The 22,079-nt window shown below is 60.5% G+C and carries 15 protein-coding genes; 7 read left to right on the top strand and 8 right to left on the bottom strand.

The features are described 5' to 3' along the window. Window positions 1–150: 150 nt before the first annotated feature. Both E5720_RS16695 and E5720_RS16690 read left to right on the top strand, forming a co-directional pair. Window positions 151–1,746, top strand: coding sequence for an SIR2 family protein (locus E5720_RS16695; protein WP_168708368.1), 1,596 nt, complete (start codon window positions 151–153; stop codon window positions 1,744–1,746). A gap of 121 nt (window positions 1,747–1,867) precedes the next feature. Further along, complete coding sequence (locus tag E5720_RS16690; RefSeq protein ID WP_136171571.1) at window positions 1,868–2,794, top strand: SMI1/KNR4 family protein; 927 nt, start codon at window positions 1,868–1,870, stop codon at window positions 2,792–2,794. 364 nt (window positions 2,795–3,158) lie between these two features. Here the strand turns inward: E5720_RS16690 and E5720_RS16685 are convergent, their stop codons facing one another. Beyond that, the gene (locus tag E5720_RS16685) at window positions 3,159–4,370 is read right to left on the bottom strand and encodes a Fic family protein (protein ID WP_136171570.1); all 1,212 of its coding nucleotides are present in this window, start codon (window positions 4,368–4,370) and stop codon (window positions 3,159–3,161) included. A gap of 454 nt (window positions 4,371–4,824) precedes the next feature. On the opposite strand from E5720_RS16685, the gene E5720_RS16680 reads away from it, so the two are divergent. The 5 genes from E5720_RS16680 to E5720_RS16660 all read left to right on the top strand — a co-directional run bounded on the left by E5720_RS16680 (window position 4,825) and on the right by E5720_RS16660 (window position 7,719). After that, the gene (locus tag E5720_RS16680; protein ID WP_168708367.1) at window positions 4,825–5,148 is read left to right on the top strand and encodes a WXG100 family type VII secretion target; all 324 of its coding nucleotides are present in this window, start codon (window positions 4,825–4,827) and stop codon (window positions 5,146–5,148) included. Window positions 5,149–5,150: 2 nt separating this feature from the next. After that, window positions 5,151–5,453, top strand: coding sequence for a WXG100 family type VII secretion target (locus E5720_RS16675; RefSeq protein WP_136171568.1), 303 nt, complete (start codon window positions 5,151–5,153; stop codon window positions 5,451–5,453). 62 nt (window positions 5,454–5,515) lie between these two features. After that, the gene (locus tag E5720_RS16670) at window positions 5,516–6,739 is read left to right on the top strand and encodes a hypothetical protein (protein ID WP_136171567.1); all 1,224 of its coding nucleotides are present in this window, start codon (window positions 5,516–5,518) and stop codon (window positions 6,737–6,739) included. Next, window positions 6,724–7,110 carry a hypothetical protein gene (locus E5720_RS16665; protein WP_247596010.1) on the top strand — a complete coding sequence of 129 codons (387 nt, stop codon included), beginning with the start codon at window positions 6,724–6,726 and terminating at the stop codon, window positions 7,108–7,110. The genes E5720_RS16670 and E5720_RS16665 overlap by 16 nt, the downstream gene beginning before the upstream one ends. A gap of 339 nt (window positions 7,111–7,449) precedes the next feature. Beyond that, a complete protein-coding gene (locus E5720_RS16660) occupies window positions 7,450–7,719 on the top strand; it encodes a hypothetical protein (RefSeq protein ID WP_247596009.1) in 270 nt (89 codons plus the stop codon). A 59-nt stretch (window positions 7,720–7,778) separates the two neighbouring features. On the opposite strand, the gene E5720_RS16655 is transcribed toward E5720_RS16660, so the two are convergent. The 7 genes from E5720_RS16655 to E5720_RS16625 are packed head-to-tail and all read right to left on the bottom strand — an operon-like array spanning window position 7,779 to window position 22,060. After that, window positions 7,779–8,372 carry a hypothetical protein gene (locus E5720_RS16655; protein WP_136171566.1) on the bottom strand — a complete coding sequence of 198 codons (594 nt, stop codon included), beginning with the start codon at window positions 8,370–8,372 and terminating at the stop codon, window positions 7,779–7,781. A 15-nt stretch (window positions 8,373–8,387) separates the two neighbouring features. Then, window positions 8,388–9,545, bottom strand: a complete 1,158-nt coding sequence (locus tag E5720_RS16650) for a hypothetical protein (RefSeq protein WP_136171565.1) — start codon at window positions 9,543–9,545, stop codon at window positions 8,388–8,390. After that, window positions 9,542–10,576, bottom strand: a complete 1,035-nt coding sequence (locus tag E5720_RS16645) for a hypothetical protein (protein WP_136171564.1) — start codon at window positions 10,574–10,576, stop codon at window positions 9,542–9,544. Before E5720_RS16645 ends, E5720_RS16650 begins: the two co-directional genes overlap by 4 nt. Window positions 10,577–10,616: 40 nt before the next feature. Beyond that, the gene (locus E5720_RS16640; RefSeq protein ID WP_136171563.1) at window positions 10,617–13,337 is read right to left on the bottom strand and encodes a hypothetical protein; all 2,721 of its coding nucleotides are present in this window, start codon (window positions 13,335–13,337) and stop codon (window positions 10,617–10,619) included. Then, window positions 13,334–15,745, bottom strand: a complete 2,412-nt coding sequence (locus tag E5720_RS16635) for a hypothetical protein (RefSeq protein ID WP_136171562.1) — start codon at window positions 15,743–15,745, stop codon at window positions 13,334–13,336. Before E5720_RS16635 ends, E5720_RS16640 begins: the two co-directional genes overlap by 4 nt. Window position 15,746: 1 nt before the next feature. Further along, window positions 15,747–18,455: a hypothetical protein gene (locus tag E5720_RS16630; RefSeq protein WP_136171561.1), complete on the bottom strand. Its 2,709-nt coding sequence runs from the start codon at window positions 18,453–18,455 to the stop codon at window positions 15,747–15,749. Then, on the bottom strand, window positions 18,455–22,060 hold the full coding sequence (locus E5720_RS16625) for a tubulin-like doman-containing protein (RefSeq protein WP_136171560.1): 3,606 nt from the start codon (window positions 22,058–22,060) through the stop codon (window positions 18,455–18,457). Before E5720_RS16625 ends, E5720_RS16630 begins: the two co-directional genes overlap by 1 nt. Window positions 22,061–22,079: the final 19 nt, after the last annotated feature.

Below are 22,079 nucleotides of genomic sequence, written 5' to 3'. Positions count from 1 at the left end.
GTTAGCAAGAGCAAAGTGCACGATGGCCCATGACTTACGGATGTGTGCAGCGATCACTGCCGGCCATCGGACCAGCCCGACCGAACGATCTAGCATGGGCGGTGTGATCGAACGACGGCCTTCCGGGCATGCGCTATGAACGAACGTGAGATGTCAACGGAAACAGGGATCGAGGGGCACGTTTTCGTCGTCCGGGGCAGACTCGAAGCAGTGGCATCGGATGTCGTGATCGTACCGACGGATGGAACATTCGTACCTCGTCGAACGTGGTGGCCGGCCCTCGACATCGATCAGAAGCCCCCGCCGCCGGTCGACCAAGATCACAGGGCTCGGCGATTTCGACCGCACAGTACTCAGAGCCGATCCGCCTGGCTGTTGCACGTCGCCCACGGCGGCCATCCATCCGTCACGTGGCTGATCGACGGCCTCGACCATCTTTTACGACTAATCGACGCCGACCGGCCGAAGTTCGTGAGCGACGGTCGAGTGAGACCGCTGATCGCGCTCCCAACCATTGGGGTAGGACGAGGAGGGTACGCAGGCGTCCGCGGAAAAGTGATCGAGGCGCTCTATGCGACAACACTCGAATTTGTCGCAAAATCCGACTTCGATGTCGTTTTCGTGGTGGAGAATGCAGCGGATTACGCTGCCTTCCAAGCAATTCGGCGAGAACGATCCTTGCCAACTCGCCAGCGCGAGGCGGGCGCCCACTTGGCTTCCAAAATTCGAGGTGGCGACACCGCTCTCCTGCTCGGTGCCGGCGTCAGCATATCGGCAGGCCTCCCCACCTGGGACGAGCTACTCGCAACCATCAAAAAGGACACACTTCCAGATCTGGATCCGGATCAATTTGCAACGCTGGGTGTCCTCGACAGAGCCCAATTGCTGTCGAAGTCTGTTCAGGGGCAAACCCTCGGAGAACGCGCAGCGGGAGCTACGGGCGCTGATGCGAAAAAGGTTCCCACCCTTGCGCACTGTCTTCTAGCGTCGTTGTCAGTCGAGAAAGTTGTCACCACCAACTACGACTCCTTGTACGAGGACGCATTCAAAGCAGCGAACGGCCCAGATTCGATCTCGGTATTGCCGCGCGAGAACGCCGTTGGTGATCGCGCATGGCTACTCAAGATGCACGGTGACGTCGCGGCACCTGAAAGTATCGTGCTGAGTCGTCGAGACTTCGTTCGCTACGACGCCGAGCGACGCCCTCTCGGGTCCATCGTGCAATCCATCATGGCAACAGGCCATCTCATTGTCATAGGCGCCTCGATGACCGATGACAATGTACTACGGCTAGCGCATGAGGTTCTGGCAATGAATGCCACCAATAATCATCAACGCCCGTTGGGGACGGTGGTCACCTTGCAGAACGATCCCGTTCGAAGTGCACTCTGGGAAGGCGATTTCGACTACCTCGCAGCGTCCGACTCCTCCAATATGAAAGTAGCGGCGCGAGACCTGGAGATCTTGCTCGACGGAACAGCGATGTACTCCAGCGACAGGTCCCCGTACCTACTCGACAATCGGTATGCCGAGCTGTTGAGTCCAGAAGAGGCGCAATTAGCCGACCACCTTCGTGAGGCTGCTCACCGAATACGGTCACTCACCCCTGTCCAACGCGGCCGATGGAAGTCACTGGAGACAGTTCTGACGGCTATGGGCGACGGCGAACTATCCCTGAACCACGCTGGTTTTCAGCCTGAGCGGCCCGTGAAGGCGATTTGGGATCGTGGGCTTTTCAGGAGTTGATCGACAATCGCTCGAGGCACACCGCTCTAGATTTTTCTTCGGCACCCAATCGTGCATAGTCGGTACCTGGACCGACCATGCAGGCGCGGGTGGCGAAGCCACCACGACCGAGGAGAACGATATGGAATGGTATGTGTCGATCTGGAACAGCGAGACGAAACGAATCGTCACCCGGGGTGGCGAGGCGCATGATCGTGAGACCGCGATCGAGCAGCTCGTCGCGATGGGACGTTCGCTCACGCACACCGAGGACGGCACGCTGATCGGCAAATTCGGCAATGTCGTCGTCGATGACGAGCCGGGCAACTCGGTCCCATTCGGCGACCAGGACCTGAGTGACGACGAACTCCGTCGCCGGGTGCATGCCGCCATCGAGTACACGATGGGACGGATCGAACCCGCGTACCAGCCTATTCAGACGATGCCGAGTGCACAGGACGGTCCCACGAAGTTCTCCACCCCAACCGGTGTAATCACCGATCAATGGGACCGAATTGCACTGTGGCTCAGCACCTATCTCGACACCGCACCTGTGGTCCCCGCAGAGCAGACCGCCATCGACGACGCCATCGCACGCACCGGCGTCGGCTGGCCCGAGGAACTGCAGGCCCTTTTCAGGTCGGTCAACGGGTTTCCGCACGAGGCATGGGTGCCGCTGCTGCCATCGCACGAGTTGTTCGATCTCGAGCGCGTGATCGACGAGCGTCAGGTGGAGCTCGAGGTCTGGGGCGAATTCGCCGAGGACATGGACGAGGACGAGTTGCGCGCGTCGATGGCCGGGGACTCGGTGGGCACGTGGCTCCCAGAGTTCGTGCCGTTCGCGGGCGTCGACGGCAACCTGCTGTTCGTCGACACCAGGCCCGGTCCGCTACACGGATGCGTGACCGAATTCGACAAGGTCGGCGCGGACGACGACGGCCCGCAGTGGATCTCGATCAGCGCATTGCTCACCGACGTCGCTGATGCTCTCGAGTCGGGCCGCCCGTTCGCCGGTGCGTGGACTCCGTCGGTAGTCGACGGGCAGTTGAAGTGGTTGTACGCCAACTAGACTGGCCCCCTGGACCGGTTCGCAGCATCGTGTTGGCGCTGCACAGCATTGCTCGGGAGCATCTACCTCTGCCGGACGTCCGAGCCCTTCGACAGCATGGTCGGACTTTTCGGAGCACGGTTTTTGGTGAACTGCAGCATCCGGACCGACTGGATACTCCGTTGTTGCTGACGATCAAACTTCGCGGGACGAAACCGAATTCGATCCTTCCGAGACCGGGTCACCACCCTGCGCCTGATCGGCCCCTTCGGCTGCGGGTCACTGTCGATCCCCTACGCCGTCGACAACCTCGCGCCGGGGATCGCGGACACCCTCCGGTAGCGCTCGCACCCGAGAGGTCCAACTGACAACACGAACAGTGTCGCTACCACCTGGCCCGACGGGTGCGCTCGGCGAAACGGTCGAGTGCATCGAGGATCTCGTCTGCCTGCCAGACGCGGTTCCGTCGCCCCTTCGACGTCTGGTGAAGAACGCCCGCGTCGACGAGTCGGTCAATGGCTCGCTGAGCAGACATATCACTTACATTGAACGTCCTCTGCACGAAAGGGTTGTCGATCACGGGTTGTGCAATGAGCGCATCGATCAGGCTCCATACGACAGATTCGCGGCGCGCAACAACGGCTCCGATGAAACGATCTCTAGCAGCTGCCAATTCGTCGATCAATGTTCGGCCATTCGACACCGCTGTGAAAGTCGCGGCATTCAGGCGCCGAATTATCGGTTCGACGTGCCCCATTCTGTACTCGTCGAGGCTCGAAAAGTACGACGCCGTGTCCGTCAGCAGACCGGCGGACAATGGGGCCGTGACACGTTCGATTGCTTCTGCCCGTCGAAGCATCGTATGTATCAGTGATCTGCCGGTACGTCCGTTCCCATCAGTGAAGGGGTGAATCGTCTCGAACTGAGCATGGGCAATGGCCACCTGCGGAAGGACTGGAAGATCGTCCCTCGATGCGAACACGAAAAGATCGTCCAACGACTTCGCAAGCCGATCGTGGTGTGGCGGAACGAATGCAGCGTGGTGTGGGCCGACATCAGAGCCACCGATCCAGACCTGCTGAGTGCGCCATCGGCCTGCATCGGGGTCACCTGCCGGCTTCATCAGTGCCCGGTGCATGGCAAGTACCGACTCGGCGGACACCGTTGCACTCACTGCGAGTGCGGCCTCCATGGCGCGCACGTTGCCGCTGACGATCGACGCGTTTCGACTGCTCGGCGAGCCCAACTCGGCGAGAGCCAACGAACGCGCGCCGACGGTGAGGTTCTCTATCTGCGACGAGGCAGCGCTCTCGGATCGCAGCAGGATCGAACTCATCGGCGCCAGCTCGGTGGACGAGCCGAGCCGCTTCGACGCGTATTCGTCGAACCGAACGATTTCACGCAGCGCATCCTCGGATTCAGCCGACAATTCAGCAGGAAGCTGCAGATCGAGGTCGCCGATCCGAGGAAGGACGGCAGCTCGGTAGTCCCCCGCGTGCAACCTGCGTTGGGTTCTGGATGCATGCATGGATGACGCCTGCCACGGCCGACTCTCGTACTCGACAGCAGCCAGCCCGAGATTTGGATCAGTGGCCATCGGACTACCATACCAATCTGTAATCCTTTATGGATTGGTAAAGATCCAGTTACGCCACCAAAAGCCTTCATTTGCATCCGCTGATCCCGGCAGGTCAGCGTCACACATCTGTGACAAACGCGGAGCATTCGATGCGAAAACATTCCTGGCCGCTCGGGGCACTTCGGTTGACATGTCGCTTGCCGCAGAGTGCGGGGGTTCAGCAGCAGGCTGTCCGGAGACAACGGAGCTGTGGGTAAACCGCAGCTGACTGGCGGCAAGGGTGCTCGTTCCACGGGTGGATCGAGCCACAGGCCCTCACCAGCATTGCCGGCTACGTGCTGGGCAGAACCGCTCGCGTTTTCGTGTAGATTGCTCACGAGTCGAGACTGGGGGGTCCACTTTTGAATGCAGTTCTTGTCGGGGTGTGCGAATGCGTTACCGCCTGTCCCTCGGTGCCGCGTCGGGCACGCTGATGCCCGACGCGGAAGGCCCGGACACCGTCGATGCCGATCCGGCGACCATGATTACTGCTGCTGAGACACTCACCTCCATCGCACACGAACTCCATGAGGGCTTTGCTGCCATGTCGACGGACATTGAAGGAACAGTTAGTGATCACTGGTCGGGGGCGGCCGCCAACGACTACCTCGCGAGGTGGTCTGCTGTGCGTAACCACGGCGGACTGGTGGTGGACCGCCTAGAAAGCCTGATCGACGGGCTGACTATTTCGCGCGTTGAGTATCAGTCAACCGAGTCAGCGAACGCCTTCTCCATCCGAACTCTGAACCTCGACTAGCAATGGAGGGAAACTACACGGTCGATGTCGACGAACTTCAAGCTCTGACGCACAGAATCGACAGCTACGCGTCGCTCGTTCGAGAACGCGTGCTCGCGGCCGATGCAGCGGTGGCGCGCCTGTCGATGGGGTGGACCGGCCCAGCAGCGGACTCATTCCAGATCGTACACCAAGAGTGGGTCAGTTCCGCCGAGATGCTCGTCGAGTTTGTAGCCGACATGGCGGTGTCGGCGAGATCCGCGTGCACGGCGTATTCGGCTGCTTTCGAGGGTAATTCGAGTATGTTGCTGCAGGGCCGTTCGTGACCAAGCAAACTGCATCACCTTCGGTCTTGTATTCTGCTGCGACCCTGTGTAATGACGCAGCGGTGATCTCGTACGAAGTCGTCACCGAGACAACTTCAGCGCTGTCCGTTGCGAGTGGAATGGCCGGTTCGCACGACACAGCGCGGGAGTGGGCCACCACCTATGACGAGCGTGCATCGACGCTGCTGACATCGCTAGATGATGTCGTTCGAGCGTTGGAGAACTATTGCGTCGTGCTCAATCAGGCCGGCCACAACCATTCTATGGCGGAGAGCGCGGCCAACGGGTCGTCGACCGCGACGCCGGAACCACCGTCTTTCCCTGCCGTGATGCCGGGTTGCACTGTCCCGCTGCAGCAGTCAGCCGGAGGGCCCGGCAACGGCCTGGAGGACTACGCCTTCGGCATTGCGGACGCGGTTGGTATTCCGGTACCCGACGGTGATACCGAGAACCTTCGGCGGGCCGGTGCGTTGTGGCGGAACCTGAGTGTGAGCGGGAGGATCGACGACGTCCTCGCCCGCCTTCGCTCGGCGGAGGATCTGTTCTTCGACATCGAATCGACCGAGACAGATCTGATTCTCGACGACATGGACGACCTTCGAACGAGCCTGCAGGCCATCCAATTCGCTTGTGGCGAGCTGGCGGACTCCTGCGAAGACTACGCCGCGAACATCGACGAGCTCCGATCGCAGCTGTACGGAATCCTGGAAGACCTCGCGGAAGAGCTCACCATCACCGCCGCGATATCGATCGCTGCGGCGTGCATCAGCTTCGGTGCCTCGGCAGTCGTCGGCACCGCGAAGTCTGCTGAGTCGATCAAGAAGTACGGAACCCTGATCGGCGACGGCATTGCTGCGTGGTCCTTTTCCAAGAGCATCGGCAGCGGTGTTCGCGTCGGGGCGGATCTGGGTGTGGTTCAGCGAGTGTTGCTGCGCCTGAAATCCATCGGAAAAAAGATTGTCGATGCTGCTCGTCGAACACCGCCAAAGCGCAGCATCGATGAACTGTTCGTTAACGGGAGCAAGCCGAAGGCGTCCGAATTAGAGGAGTACGCGCGGTCAGAAGGATGGACCAAGATCCAGACCGCCAATGGACCGCCGAAGTACATCGACGAAAACGGTGTGACACGGTTAACGATCAAGAGCGGTACCGACAGAGCACCGGGAAGCGGAGATCCGCACGTCGAGATCAGGAACGCCGATGGTCAGCGGGTCGATCCGTTCGGCAATGAAGTGACGCGCAGAAGCCCCGGAAACCACACTCCAATCGAATGGGACTTGCCATGAACAACGAATATTCGCAGCTGAAGGGCCTCGCCGGCGTGTACCTGGAGGACAGCTACGTGCTGTCCATATCTGAGGCTCCGGGCCAGTTCACGTTCGCGCTCGATGCGGTGCTGACGCCGGAAAGCTCACGTTACAAACCTCCGAAGCCCGACGAGCAGTACTGTTACGCCCTCGGCAGGCTGGTATTCAGCGCGGTCACCGCGGTAAAGTGGATATCAAGATCGGCCCAGCAGTACACAGACGCAACCGGGGACGTCGACCTCGGCAATATCGACAATCTGTCTTTCGATGAAGGCCGGTATGTCGCCGAGGGCGATTGGGGCCAAGTGGAGATTTATTCGTCGGCTGATCCAGAGTTTCTCTTCGACTGATTGCTTCGCTCGAGTCCTTTCGCAGCGAGATCGGTCGGCCGAACGACTACCTCGCTTGCCAAAACTGTGTTGCGCTCGCCTTTCGAGTGGAGACTGAGCAACTCCAGAGCGCTCCGATTGCGTATTCAACTGCCTAATTGGTGGGGAGACTATTAATCTCATGCGCATTCGGCTTTGCCCGCTACGACGTCGGCGTCAGCTACTCCCCTGCCCAACACAGGCAGCGCGGTAGCGGATACTGAATCCGCAGTGGCGGATTCGGGGCCTCGATGTACTCGGCACTGGGTCGGTCGAAGCGCACGAACCTTGGGATGCGCTCCGGTATCTGCCATTCGGTCCGTGCGCCCGGTGGTCATCGGGCCGTCAGAGTTCGTACTGTTCGCGGGCATCGACGGCAATTTACTGTTCGTCGACACCAGGCCCGGTCCACTACACGGATGCGTGACCGAATTCGACAAGGTCGGCGCCGACGACGGCGGCCCGCAGTGGATCTCGATCAGCGCAGTGCTCACCGATTTCGCTGATGCTTTCGAGTCGGGCCGCCCGTTCGCCGGGGTGTGGACACCATCGGTGGTCGATGGGCAGCTGAAGTGGTTGTACGCCACGTAGCCGGCATATTACCAACGGCATTTCTACGGGCGCCTACCTCAATCGTGTTCTCAACCAGCTCAGCGCGTGGAAGCGTAGTCGCAATACCTACGCGACACGGGCAACCAAAGTAGTGCGACGGCAACGAGGCCGAGTAAGACAATTGTTACGACCAAGGGCCCACCGAGCAATCCGAACAGCGAGACCACCGCAAGTCCCGACGCCCACACACGTGGCCAGTGCTTCCCCTGGTACACGCCGCGCGCGAACGTGACATATCCGAACGCGAAGGCAGCGGCAACTGCGACCATTGCGAAGACCAAAGCAATGGTGGCTCCGTCGATGTAGTCGTCCGTGTACAAGGTTGCCGCCCCCGAGGGCTCCATACCGACCAGGTTTTGAACGCGACCCTGCAGATCCAAAATGGTCAGCACACCTAAAAGCGCGGTCAACAACGACAACACGGCAGCCAGAGCCAACACACCGAAAGCAACATGCATGGGTATCGGTCTTGCAACCAACGGCGCACCAGATCCCCGCGGCGTCCAGCCCGCAGAAGAGTTGCGCGAAGCGAGCACCGACTCGGCCGGCCCAGCGAGACCGAAGGGATCTGTGCTCGGCAGCGGCCTGGAAGCCGCATTCCCGCCGAACCAAGGATCGTCGTTCTGCGTCATGAAACCGTCTCCGTTCTAGAGCACACCGTTAGCCGAGAGAACCCAACGAATGGGGTCGAGGCACCGAAAGGGCGAGATTCCGTTGTCGTGGAGCCGACTTCCGACCGGTGAATCTCCGAGCGCCGATACGGCAAAGAAGCGATGAGGGTATGCCTGCCCCGTCTGTGTGTTCGTGACTGATCGGATCACAGGGCCCGCATCGAGTCGCTGAAGCAAGCTACTGACTTCTTCGTGCAACAACCGACCATCGTCTTCGTTGTATGTCGGGCTGTCCATGCCCGGGTCGCGCGAGAATGCTGCACCCGGATTGGACATGATCTCACTCCATTGGCTGCCGTTGACGTTCTGGAGAGCTTGCAATGCATCGAACTTCGACAAGATCATTGCAATGCGCGGAGTCTGGCGGTTGATCAGGTCGGTGACCGTGCGAAAAACTACCCTGGGATCGCCGCCTCGGTAGCCTTGCATGGGAATGAGATCCATCAACTGGTGCGCAATCTCCTCGACGCGCAGCGGGTCGAACAGAAACAGGACGGCATCGGCCAGACCGAAGAAGTGCCAGGCATGTCCTTCGGTATTCGCGTTCTCCAGATCCTCACCAGCTACGTCGCGAATCACCAAGTACTGCTTGACTCCTTGCCAGATTCCCAAGCTGAAGATCAGCGGATCCCGCTGGTAGGAACTCGCTGTGTTGACGGTGGGAGTGGGCTCGAGAAGGCCCCGCTCCTCATAGAGGGGGCGTTCGTAGAACTCGCGATAGTTACGCTCGGTCTCTTGATTGGCTGGATCGACCGATTGCCCTTGCTTCTCCACGAGACGCTGCAGTTGTTTGATCATGACAGCGATATAGACAGTCTTTCCCGTTGCGCGAGCTCCGGCCATCGTGATGCAGGTGGCGTTTCCCCAACGCCAGTACGCCGGTAACTTGAAATGGCAGATCGGACACAAATCCACAGCAGGCCGGCCGAGCTGTTCCTCAGCGTAGTTAGGAGTGGGAGTCCAATCAGGAGGCCCGTTTTCCGGCTTGCGTAGCTCTATCGTCGTACCCATAACCACGGGGACGCCGCTGTACGCTGATGCGCGCTTATTCGATTCTGTTTCCGTCGGTGTCTCGGCCGTCCACGCAAACCACTCGGGGGAAAGATGATTGAAGCACCTGGGGCACTTGGTCATATCGAGGATCCTCGTGCATCGTTGGCGATACGATCGTTCAATGGGCGGAGGAACGACCGAACAATTTCCTCGACCTCGGATGGTCGAGAGACCAGATAGTCTGCAGTGTCGGAGCCGTCCGGCGCGGGGACTACGACCGCGCCTGCGAAAGCGCGGCAACGTTGCGCTGCTCGCGATGACGACGCGATCATCGAGGCGAATCGCGAATCAGCCGACTCGCGTCCACTCGCGACGAAGTCTGATGGGGAATCAGTAACGAGGACGACCATAGAGTCCGGTCTCACGGCGTCGAATTGGTCGCCATTTCCAAAGCCGATGCCTGGCTTCGTTGTTTCGAGATGCGTATGGACCGTCGATCCCAAATCACCGGGTCCACTGTACGGAAGACCGGCCGACGCGTTTCCGACGATCGTTACTTCGGGATTTCGATCGTACGAAATCACGGTGGACACTCCCGCAAGTATCTCCATGATCGCGCGCACACTGCCATCCGCAATCGCGGGCAACATGGACGCACTGGTGTCCACCCGGATGTCGAGCATGGTCTGCTGACTATCGGACAATTGGTCGACGCGGAGCACCGACCTGGCCGCGGCCCGCGCTGACGACGCCAAGGGCCCGAGTTCGATCTCAGGCTCCTCCAAGCGGGTGACTACGGCAATGCGATCACCGTCGGGACCGATCGTGGCGAGCTCGAGATAACTCAAACCTGACACATCGCGCGGGGTGAGCTGCGCACGATCAGGGTCTGCTTCGTTCGAACTATCGACCGCGACCGAAACGTGAATCGTCGTCCCACTCGGGAAGGTCGAATTGCCCTGCGCGGGAATGGCTACAAGCAGCATCTCGTACTCCACCCTGGGCAGGATGAGCATCCCGGGGCTGTGCGCAATCACAGTGGGATCAGAGACGCCGCTGTGACGGACGTCGAGTGCAGCGGCTCCTGCGACACCTACCACCGACATGGACACCATCAGTGGCCGTTTCGGCAGGTGGGCTTTACTCTTGCCGTCCAGCACGTAGGTAACCATCAGATGGTGTCCTTTCGATGATCCTGCATTGTTGCATTGTCTACCACTGTGCCCCTCTATCTTCGCTTGGCCTGATATCCGAGATGTATCGACGAATACCGTGTGCCTCCAACCACTCCCCCACACAACGCGGGTAGTTCGCAAAGATTCTCTCGGCATCGTGTGCGGCCATGTCACGAACGAGAGGCCACATTGCATCGCGCAGTGAATCCGAGTCCGACGGTCCCGAATACAACTGTTTCCGGACAAGTTCGGACAAGAACTCGTCCTCCCTGGAGGGACGTGCCGATGGTCGCTGATAGCGCTGCTCGACGAAATCGATGAACGACTTACCTGCCATGCGAGACACATCGACGACACTCCGTGCCATCAAGGCACGAAGCTGACCGGACTGGGACTCGGCAGTCGCGATCAGATGCGAACGGCATTCGGCCGTATAAGCCGAAACATCATGCCCCATCGACTGTGCTACATAGAAAAGAAGTCCGAGTTTCTGCGAAAGATCCTGCGCTAGTTCTGATGCCGCAATACTGCGACCGAAGAGTTCGTTGTAGTCGTTCATGATCGGATCGAAGTAAGTGTCGATGAAATTCACGACAGCGGAGCGAGTCAAGTCACCCCAATCTGCCAGTCCACGCAACGCGCCCCACGCTATGGTCACCTGGTCGGACTTCACCCGCCGACCATCAAGTTTCGGCCGGTGGCCCGCCGCAATGAGGTGCGCCAGGACCGTGGCCAAGTGAGCAGTGTCCTCCGCGTACAGAACCACTTGACGCGCGGCTTCGGGCGGAACGAATTCGCCGAATGTTTTGAACAGGGCACCGACGTCACTCGGCGACAACGTATTCAGTCGACACAGCGCACGAAGATCCTCGGATCGGTCACTCGGGTCGGCCCTTTCCCGTTGGTCATCGAGGATTCCCCACACAGCAAGGCCGGCATATTCCCGCACGTGAGCCCGTTCAGGAGGCGAGGCCCAATCAAGCATCAACGTGCTGTACACATACTCCAGGAACAACGCGACGTCGTAGGGATACTCGAGCTGATTCTTCTCATCGGCGATCTGACACAGTGCTGGAACGTCCAACTTCGATGGAGCGACCCATCGGATGACTTCCGCCGAAAATCGGTGACCGAACCGAACCTCCCTCAGCCGCGGCATGGTCGCAAGAGTCCGACGGACGACTAAGCGCAAAGTACGCTCGTCCAGTCGACGACCTACTGTTGCGACGATCCTCGGTCCAGCTGCTGGATCCATCAATTCAGCTGCGACATTTTCGAAAACCTGGCACAACTGCTCGACGAGGTCGAAACTCACTGCCGCATCGGCATTGGTCGCTACGAGCACGTCTGCGATGCGAAGAAGGCGCACTGTCAGATCGGCATTCTTAGTGAATCGATCACACGCCAAGCCTGAGAGTTCGCCGAGTAGCGCACTGATATCGGTCGAAAAGACAGACGGAGCCAAACCTGCGAACTCTGCTCCGATCTCGCCGGCGGGATGCAGGCTCATCCACTCGTCGTCGCGCACTGCAAGTCTGATCAGGCTGCTGAGAGCGCCGGTTGTATTGCGGCCGTGCGACTTCGAGCGAACAAGTGCGGCCATGGCCTCGACCGCGGACTGCGGCGCGAATTCGGCATCGATCTCGTCGGACACTTCCGCGAGTCGTGACTCGGGAAGAAGCGATCCCGGTCGATGCTCGGAGACTACTCTCGATGCCTCGCGCTTGACGTCTTCCAAGCTTGGGAACGACAGCACTGCGATCGCCAATGGCCACATCGGCGACAACCCTTCACCACCCGCCTCCTCCGCTATAGCGTCCTGAAGTTCGACGACGGACAGAGCGGTCGCGTAGTCGCTCAGCGACGCTTGTGCCAGCATCGACCACGGCGTGACCTCGACCGAGACCCCGTGGTGCGTCCGATGCGGGACTCCGTCGAGCACTCCCAAAATCGGATCGTCCTGTGAGTCGAGGACAACTATGCCGCTGAGAGCTTGGAGGGACTCCTTCTCGGAATCCGGGGCGACGGTGAGATGAACTCTTCTCCCGATATTTTCAACAACCGCGCCCGCTCGATCGTGAGTGCTCCAGTTGAATCGCCTGCTCGTCGCCGGCGACATGAAAAAGCTGACAGCGCCGATCCACAGGGTGCCCGATTCCGAGTTCTCGGTCAGCAGCACCACCGGTGGTCCACCTTCCCACGCGTGAGCCACGGCATCGAGCAGAACCTGAAGCACCCCGAGGCGAAACACGCTGACGTCTGTCAAGAATGCAAGCACCTTCTCGCGGGTAATTGCACTGCCAGGTTCCGGAAGCGACGTCGAAGACACAACTGCGGATCTCGTGGCCGCCGGCCCGTACGGCATCGACCAGGAGGGCGACAACCACAGTTGAATAGGCCGAAAGGCCGGGATCGGATCGTCGATGGCACGGTCCAACACAACGTGCGCGAAGATGTTTCCCGGACGACCAGATCCATCGGTGCCTGCTTCGGCGGTATGCCAGTAGGCCGCACCACCCGGTACCGCGGCGTACATCAACCGACGCTCGCGGCCTTCGATTGCTTCCGGCGTCGGATACCGTTCCAACACCGGCTGCAGATCGAATCGAGTCGACACCCAGGCCGTCAGAGCGTCACGCTCGGCCGGATCCAGGTCTCCTGAGACATCCTTGACTTGCCATCCGCCTCCACTACCCGAGCCGTCGTCGAACGACGTGTAGATCAGGTGTGCGAAACGTGTCGGAGCCGACGGTGTCACCGGTCCGGTCTCGCATCGGTCTCCAAGAGAAGCTGTGCGACAGGCGGGTCCAGCAACGCATACGACTTCGCTCGCGCCGAATCGATGTCCAAGAACAATCTGACATATCCGCGGCGGTTGGTTGCGTCTGCACTCCATCCGGTCGGAGTCCACTGTGGGACCAAGCGTGGGGGAAGAAACTGCCGCATCTCGCGACCGGAATGATCGTTCTGATCGCTCAACAGCAGAGCCTCACCGTCTCGTGCGCTGAGGGGCAGCCTTTCGTGGTTGTAGACCAACGTGAACGGGGCAGGGGGCTCCAGGTCGCCATCGGCGCCCATTGTGATCTCCAGACGGGTTCCACCGTTCGGTGTCACAATTCGATTGAGCAGATACCAAATACTTGCGAGACCTTTGTAGTCCAAAGTGGTTACCGTGCCGGCCACCCGTTCACCGCGCGAGTACGCGATCGGAACGAGATGTACAGAACAACCTCCGGGTGGTAGCCGCTTGAAGGACAAACCCCCGTCGCGCTTGTACTGGGTCGCCGAAATCTCCAGATTCGGTTGACTTTCCAGCAGATTTTCGGGCACATGATTTCTAGGCCCGTAGTACGCGTACACACTCGCTGCTGCCTTCGGCCAGCCAAAGGTCACCAGCTGGTTTGCGCAACGCTCCACTATCCGCGCGTCGGTTACCGGCGAGATCGGGCGGGTCTGCACGGTCGTCTTCCCGACGCGAGCCGAACCGTTGAGAAGGGTGACCGGTGTGAGATACGCGCGGTCCCAGCCCGCAGGCCAGGGAATTCTCCGCATCCGCGACGTGCCACCCTCACCAGCCTCGATAGGTTGAGCGAGTTGCGTTTGGCGAGACAAGCCCTCTACTTCGATTGAACCTTCCGCCAGGACTGCGAAACGCAGTCCAGCGTCGGGTGGAGTCTCGGTGCGATAAACGAGAACATGGCCGGATTCGGGTGTCGTCCAAACCAGTTCGAAGGAGGGCTTGTTCGGATCCTGGTCCGGGTGGACTGTGAGGTCTTCCACTGGTTCGAGAACGACGGAAACCAGAATCTCGCCCTGCGACGGCGCGGATTGTCGCACGCCATCAGCGACCGATACCTCGGAGATTGCCCGATACAAGTACCTTTGGCCACGCACCACATCTTCGTCGACGAAGCCGGTGAGGTTGTCGGCGTGTTGTTCGATCTGGTATCGGGGATCGTTGGATACCGGGGACATACCGTCCAGGGGAATTCGATAGATACGCACAGCTCTGGTCCCCTGGAAAGCCGACCATCGGCCGATCACCCGGCCCACGTCCTCGGTGAGCTCGAATCCCGTCACAGGACTTACCGCTTCGCCGTACGCAATCTTGTCGGGCTGTTGCCTCGTCGCGTCCGCAGCATCATGTCCGCGATGGCACCACACCTGATAGTTGCGGACTGCAGACGTCGGCGGTCGGTCGTCGACCCACGTCGTAAGTGATGTCACGCCCAGGAGCTCACCTGCTTCAGGCTTGTACGGTGCGTTGATCTCACCCGAGATCACACGATAGATGGCGATCGAGCCGTCTGCATCGGGGTGCGGAGACCATGACAACCGGCGCCCGTCACCGGCGTTGGATACCTTCAGTGGCTCGGGTTGGAACGTGCTCTCGAAGTTGTACTCGCAGAAGTCCGAGGACTCGAGACCACTGAACTCGGACTTGTCTGGAAGAGCGGGCGACGGTGTCGACGCTTGCGGCTCGTCCTTTCTTCCGTGGCGCGCGGTCCCCGGCGGGACGACAAAAGTTGGGGCGGGATCCACCCTGGTGCTTTCCTCGACCGGGGCAACAGCACTCGGCACTTCGGCTTCCGCTTTCGTATCCTTTGCACCTGCGTTCGAGAAGACCTCGGCGATACTCCCCGCCAAGGACACCGATGGTCCTCGCAACTGCTTGCGAATCTGCGTCGCTGAGGTATGGCCGTACTTGATCAGGTTGTGAAACGTGACGTCCTTGATCGACGCTGCAGCGGTATCGCCTGCTGCAATCCGGTCCGCTCGCCACGCCAACAACGCGTCGATAGGTGTCCGCTCCCCTGCTTTGGTGTCCGGCGCTTTCGGAGTCGGCTTCTCGATGTCCGGGGACGTGGAGCTGGAGGTGGCGATCGGGGGCTTGGCCGGACCGCTTCGCGGAGTTCGTAGCTCCTCCGGGAGGTGGCGGAGCACCTCCAACGGGTCCATCCCGAACTTGATCTGGTGATTGATATGAGTGATCGTGTCGGCCCAGTCGGACGCCGCGGGTGACACTCCTGACTTCGACCACCCGTCGGGATCGCTCGAGATCGTCTGTATGTCGCGGGCAGTCGGAACACCGAAACCCACGCCTGCTGCGGCCTGTGCCCACTGGGTCAACGCCGTGGAGCGTCGAGCCTGCTTATCTGTCGCCATGTCAGAATCTGAACTCTCTGTTCTGCGGTGGGTCGTAGCTTTCGGGAGCGTCAACCGGCCTCGACTCTGCGACGCTGTGACGGTCGGGCATCTCCGGGACCGTCCAGTCCTGTGCGGCCACAACCGTCGTGTCGCCCGATCCGACGGTCAACTGGTCGACGGACAGTCCGTCGCTGATCTGTGTTGCAACGCTGACCGTCCCGATACCGGCCCAACCACGCTGCCGGACATCGTCCTTGACTGCAGTCATACCTTGTGTGGTTGCAAGGTCGGTGACCATTCCGCGATCGAAATGATCGACTCGTCCCTGGCCAGGTGCGTCCGCGACCCCTGCCAGGAAGTCGTTCAATGGCACGAATGTTTTGGTGCCGTCGAGAAGAACTTCGATTTGTCCGGTAAGCGACTGCACGAGTTCCGACTTCGGACCCATCAGGTTCGTCCGCGCCTTGTCCCACATCAATGCGGCACCGGTAGAGGCGAACGATCCTCGAAAGAAGTCTCTCGACCAACGGTCCAATGAGGACGCAGATCCGCTTCCCGGAGCTCGCCACAACAGCGTCGGATCGGCTTTGATATCTCGACCATCGCTACCCAAGGACTCTCCGGCGTTGACCATTGCCCGCTCCCAGGGCGTACTGAGCCAGCCCAGACCGAACAGATCCTGCCGGAGGTATTCCGCGGTGCTCGCCAGCTGATCTGGGTGTGGATTCGCATACCCGATGGCTGTGTTCTTGGGTAGACCCCACGCAATCCTGCCCTCATGCGACCGCTGAAAGGTGTTCGGCCCCAATGGTTCAGCGAGGAACGCGCCCAGCGCTCGACTCCATGAGAGGTACTGAGAGTAAGCGTCGCTCAACCGATCCAAATCGCGTAGTGCAGTTCTGAGATTCGCCTCGTCCGCCTGCTCGTTCGCTGCTGCAGTTTTACGTCTGTTCAGGTCCTGGAACAGGTCGCGTTGCCCTCGCAGGAACACAGACACGAGTACGACGATCCACAGAACGATCGATCCCACGATGACGAGGGCGCCGATCCACCAGTCGAACCATGCTTGCGCGATCCCGACCGCCGACGCCGCGATCACCAACACCAGGATCACCGACGTGATCTGAATCCACCGCGCAAGTTTGTTGTGTCCCTTACTCTCTGCGGGTGCCGGTCTGTCTGCGTGCGCCCGGAGCCTCGCCAGCAAGTCCTTGACTTCACGATGGCGGTCGTCGAAGTTGCGCGCGAGTGTGGTGCCCACAGCAACGGCGAAACTATTGCCCGTCCGCGAGCGCCACTCGTCGAGGGCTGAGCCGGTCCGGCGCGCTTCGATACCCAACGACGCGTCCTGGTCGAATTCGCTCAACCGGCTTCGAAGCTGGCTCGCACCGATCACGTCGGTCGCGTCGACGCTGTCGACTTCGACCGTTGCGGCAACGACACCAGGGATGCGATCGAATTGTTCGGCCGGCCCCGGTACTACGTCCGATGCCCGTCGTAGGACACCTCGGCTCGCGCCGATCTGCACTGGCGGCAACTCGGCAGACCTCGCACCCCCATCTGCAAGAGTCATCGCAGCACGTGAGTAGTCCTGCCAAAGGTCGGAGAGGTCCGCGCGCGCAGCATGGTGTCGATCGTCGTCCATCGACTCTATGGAACTGCGCAGTTGGTGCGTGGCCGAACCTACCTGGAACCAGCTGGCCGACCGCCCCTGTGTTGTGCGGCCGTTGGCCACCACCTCGTAGGCAGACGGATTCTCGCCGAACACCGTTGAGTGAACGGCTCCGGCGACGGAGGAAGAGACGCTGTCGACTACACGCGCATACCAAGCCGCAGGTGCATTGCGGAGCGCTGCACCGAGAAACGAAAAGAACATCTTCAAAGCAGCCCAGAATCCGATGATCTGGGTCTGCTCGACGGCATAGGGGACGCGGTCACCCATCAGTACTGCGCGATGCTTGTCCCACAGATTGCGGGCCATCGTGTGCGTCGCCAGCTGTACATCATCGATGTACGTGACGGGCGCGCCACCTTCGCGGGGTAGAGGCAATTGACCGTCTTGTTCGAAAATCTGTCTGCGCAGCGAATTTTCGACCTCCGAAGTGTCCAAACGTCGGTAGAACGAGCGCGTAAGGCTGAGCAAGTTGCCGGGAAGGACGGGCTTGTCATCGAAGGGGGCATGTTCGACGTCGGCCCATAACCCGGACACAGCCGCCACAACCGGCGCCGCATGGCGTCCGATTTCGAGACCGTTGTCCTCGGCGGAGAGTGCGATGTGCCCCATACCCGGGCCGCGTGCATCTTCTGGAGCGATCAGGATGTTGTGCCAACCGTCGAGCGCCAAAACCGTGTTGGTGGGCGGTACACAACCTGGTCGGCCGAGGAGCAACCGCAACCGCACGACGCGAGCTCCACCCGACGTCGAGGCCAACAACTCGGCTACTCGGCGCTCTATATCGATGCTCAATGCCGGAGACTGTCCGGTAAGAGGCACGAGCACGGACAGTCGGAGCGTGAGAATCCGTTGCGAAGCAACGACTTCCTCGATCGTGGTGTCGTACTCGCGACCGTGCTCGACCCTGGTTGCGGCCACTGGCGAACGATCCGCCTCCGAACCGTCCACCCATAGGAACGGGCGTATCAACCCGACTGCAGAGAGATCCTTCAGAACATCTTTGATCCCACCGGCAACACCGGGGGTCGCAAGAAAAACAGTAAGTGCAGCCATCAGTTCGTTCCTCGTTGTGGGATCTCGAACGAGTCCGCACCGGTCGACCACGATCCGACCGGAGGCGCGGGAGGCGGTGTGTCGGTACTTCGAGACGGTTCGAGTGCAGCGGCGAGGCATTCGTCGATCAGCGAAATCAACTTACCGGTGCCCCAGAACACGTCTGGCGCCAGATCCCTGTAGATAGGAGTTTTCGTTGCTTGCGCCCGAACGGTGATGTTGGAGAAGACTCCGCCACCGACGGCGCCTGCCTCGCCGACGGCCCCGCCAGAGCCAGGAGGCATGTAGTGCTTGGCTACGAAGGCACGCTCCTCCTCGAGCCAGGCTTTCGTTCTGGCGGCGCGATCCTGTGGAGTAACGGATTCACCGGTATCGGCAACTGCCGAGGCCAACCCGGTTCCGGTGTTTCCGGTCCGGAGCCAGTCGGTCAGGTGTGCAGCTGCTGACAAAGCGAAGATGCCGCTGACCTCATCCTCGGTCGAGGAGTCGTAGAGTCTTCTGAGCGCACGGTAGGGCTGCATCGACGACATCACCGGCGGTTCGTGCGACTGAGCCATCGCCAACAAAACCGACTCGATCACAGCCGGCAGCCAATCGTAGTCGGCAGCGAACTCCGATGGCGGAGTCAGCAACGGGTTCGGAAAGTTGAGCCATCTCCCAGCCTCACCGTCCCAGATCCGTGCCGGTTCGATGAACGGCGATTTCGGGAGGAAGATTCGTCCGAGGATCTGCCCGAGCAGCCAGCCTCCGACCATCGCTTGACGCTCGGACTGGTGCATCGGCAACGAGGCAGCCAACGGACGTGCACGACGCAAGTGCCAGAACGCCTTACGCTGCGACGGTGAAGACTCCAGCCACTGTCGGGAGGCCGGACCGATTACCGAGTTGTATGCGAGCGGGGAGTAGTTGGGGTACGAACCGAAGATGTCGATCCGCTTGATCTGCTTCTCATCGGTCAGTGCGTTGACCAGAACGTCCTTGGTCGTCTGGTCTATCCGCACACTTCTTTCGAGTTCGGCGGAGAGGTCGTCGGCAATACTCTGTCCGTCGAACGGGATCGCTGAGAACTTGAAGCGGTACTTCATCTGCTGGTCGTTGTGAATCGCTTGCATCGCAGTCTCGTTGACACTGGCCAGAGGTCTTGCGAGGGCGATGGCTTCGCCGAACTTCGACACCAAGTCTCGACGTCGGCCTGCCAGTTCCGATTCGGCGGCACCTCCCCCGGTGACGAAGTCGTGCAAGGAAACCGAGCAGAATTTGTCGAATGATTCTCCGGTGCGACTGACGAACTTGCGGGCTCTGGCGAGCAGCTCGTGAGGCCGGGTGTGCACGTTGTATGCCGCAGGTGAGGAGATGATGGACTCACCGCTTGCTGGGTTCGTCGGAAAGACCCGTGAGCGCCACGACGCGGTGCGTTCGACGAGCCGAACTGTCTCCCCCGGTGCACGACTGCCGTCGATGGTGGGCCACAGGCCTGTGATGACCTGAGCCGCCGCCCGAGCGACGGAGTCACCGAACGCTCGCCGATCCGTTGCACTGCTTCCGGTCGCGGCAGGAAGGTCCAGCTCGTATCGCATCTTGAAGTCGCTCGAACTGGTCAGCATCACTTCGTTGTTCGCCTCGGCGAAGCGAGACGGAACCTTTTCGTCCGAATCGGACGGCCACGCCGCATATTGATCGGTCTGCAATCGCGCCAGACCGAGATCACGCGGTTGTTCCACCGAGGCTTGCCGAAGCAGTGTGTGAGATTCGTTCAGCGCAGCTACCAAGGGGTCGAACACCTCGGCGACCATCGCGCCCGACGCTGCGCTCAGATGCGACGAAAGTGTCGCGTAGATCTGACGCTCTACGATGCGGCGGGTGCCGTCGAGCACGCTCACGACGACTTCTTGTGCGTTCGACAAAGTGCCCTTGAGCGCAGCCAAGGTTGCGCGTACGTCTTCTGGTGGTTCGGCGATGTCTCCCGGTGCCTGCTTCGCGAGGTCCTGTGCCGTCGGCAAAACCACGTTCTGCATGTACTTCGACACCCGCTTGACGAGAGCCGTCGCATAAGGAAGGCCGAGTTCGGCTACAGCGTCGCCAACGACCTGCTCGAGTTTGTCCGCAAAGTCGAGGTGCCACCGGAATGCGGCCGAGTAGGCAGCATTCTGGGCCCCGGAGAGCAACGCCGATCGTCGGCCATTGAGGTTTCGATGGACCTCCGGTACCCACGCAGCAGCATTGAGACCGTTGCCAGACGGAATGTAGTCGCGAAGCGAGTCGTCGATCACGTGAGTTGCGAGCGTCGACACCTCGGACCTGGGTAGGACCGTCGTCGTGATCCACATTCCAATGTCTTGGGGAAGAGCGTTCGCGTCTGTGTGTCCGGTCGGAAGTCCCAGTGCAGCACAGATGTTGCCCCACTGGTTGTCGAGAACTGCTGCGGCCTGCTCATCCTCCGATGCGCGATTCCCCGGCTGCACATGTCCACGGAGCAGCTTGTCCGCGCTCGCTCTCGCGAGTCGCTGGGATGAATACTCGGCGTATCGATCGCGGCCCATGCTCAAACTGGCGAATCCGAACGATCCCCACGGCAACGTGTTCCAGGTCTTGTTTCCCCAGCCTAGGTACTCACGGCTGCCGGCGATTCCACCACCGTTGGTCAGGTCCCACTCGACGAATTGCTGAGTGGCCGATTGGCTCATCATCAGCGCCGACAGTCCTCGGCCGAGACCACGGTAGATCGCGTTGGGGGTACCGTCGCCGAACAGCGTCTGTTCGGCACCGACGTAACGACCCACTGGGAACACGCGGGCGAAGGGAATCAGTTCCCCTTCACCGTTCTGCTGTCCTAGTGCACGAAGAATCGAGACATCGTGATCTCGTGCGGATCCCGTCTGGCTGGCCACGATTTCACCGAGCATGGCGAGTGCATTGGCGCGGACTCCGGTGGTGGCGGAGGCGTCGAGACCGTCGAAGATATCCGGAGCGACCATGAACACCCCCATGAGTCGCGGATCGACTCCAGTGATCAAAGTGAGCAGTCGGCAGATGTCCAATGCCATCGATGCCCCAGCACCACCGGCCATCGACGAGACAACCAGAACGACAGGCCGCTCACCTGGGTCGTATTTGCCGGCGCCCGGAATATCGAGGTTTCGCATCTCGGTATCGGTCTCTACGAGATTGAGTTTGCCCCAGGCAGTTTCGAGCCGTTCGCGGACCGAAGCCGCACGACTCAGGGTGATCATGCGGCCGAGAGCGCGGAATTGCCCGGCTCCGGTGCTCAGCGGAGTGTGTACCGCAGACGGATCACGAGGTGCCCAAGTCGCGATGGTGTCGAGGCGCTGCTTGCCGATGAACTGTTGGCTCATCGCATTGTCGAGAACGCTGTAGCTGTCGCTTTGTGGACCCGTTCCGACGTATGTGCCGCCTTGATCACGAACATGCCCCATCCCGTCGGGCCCGGGCGACGGAGCCGTCGGAACATCGAGATGGATGAACTGCCATCCGGCTGGAATGCCTTCGATGCCGTGAGAGGCGAGGTCGGAGCGAAGCTGATCCATCATGTACGCCAGCGTGGCTCCACCGGAACCGCCGCATCCGACGACGAGAAAACGCCTCATTCGTCTACCTCTCCATTAG

The organism is Rhodococcus sp. PAMC28707, from assembly GCF_004795915.1.
Lineage (GTDB): Bacteria > Actinomycetota > Actinomycetes > Mycobacteriales > Mycobacteriaceae > Rhodococcoides.
Note: the sequence above shows the minus strand (reverse complement) of the source record. Positions and strands in the feature narration are given on the sequence as shown.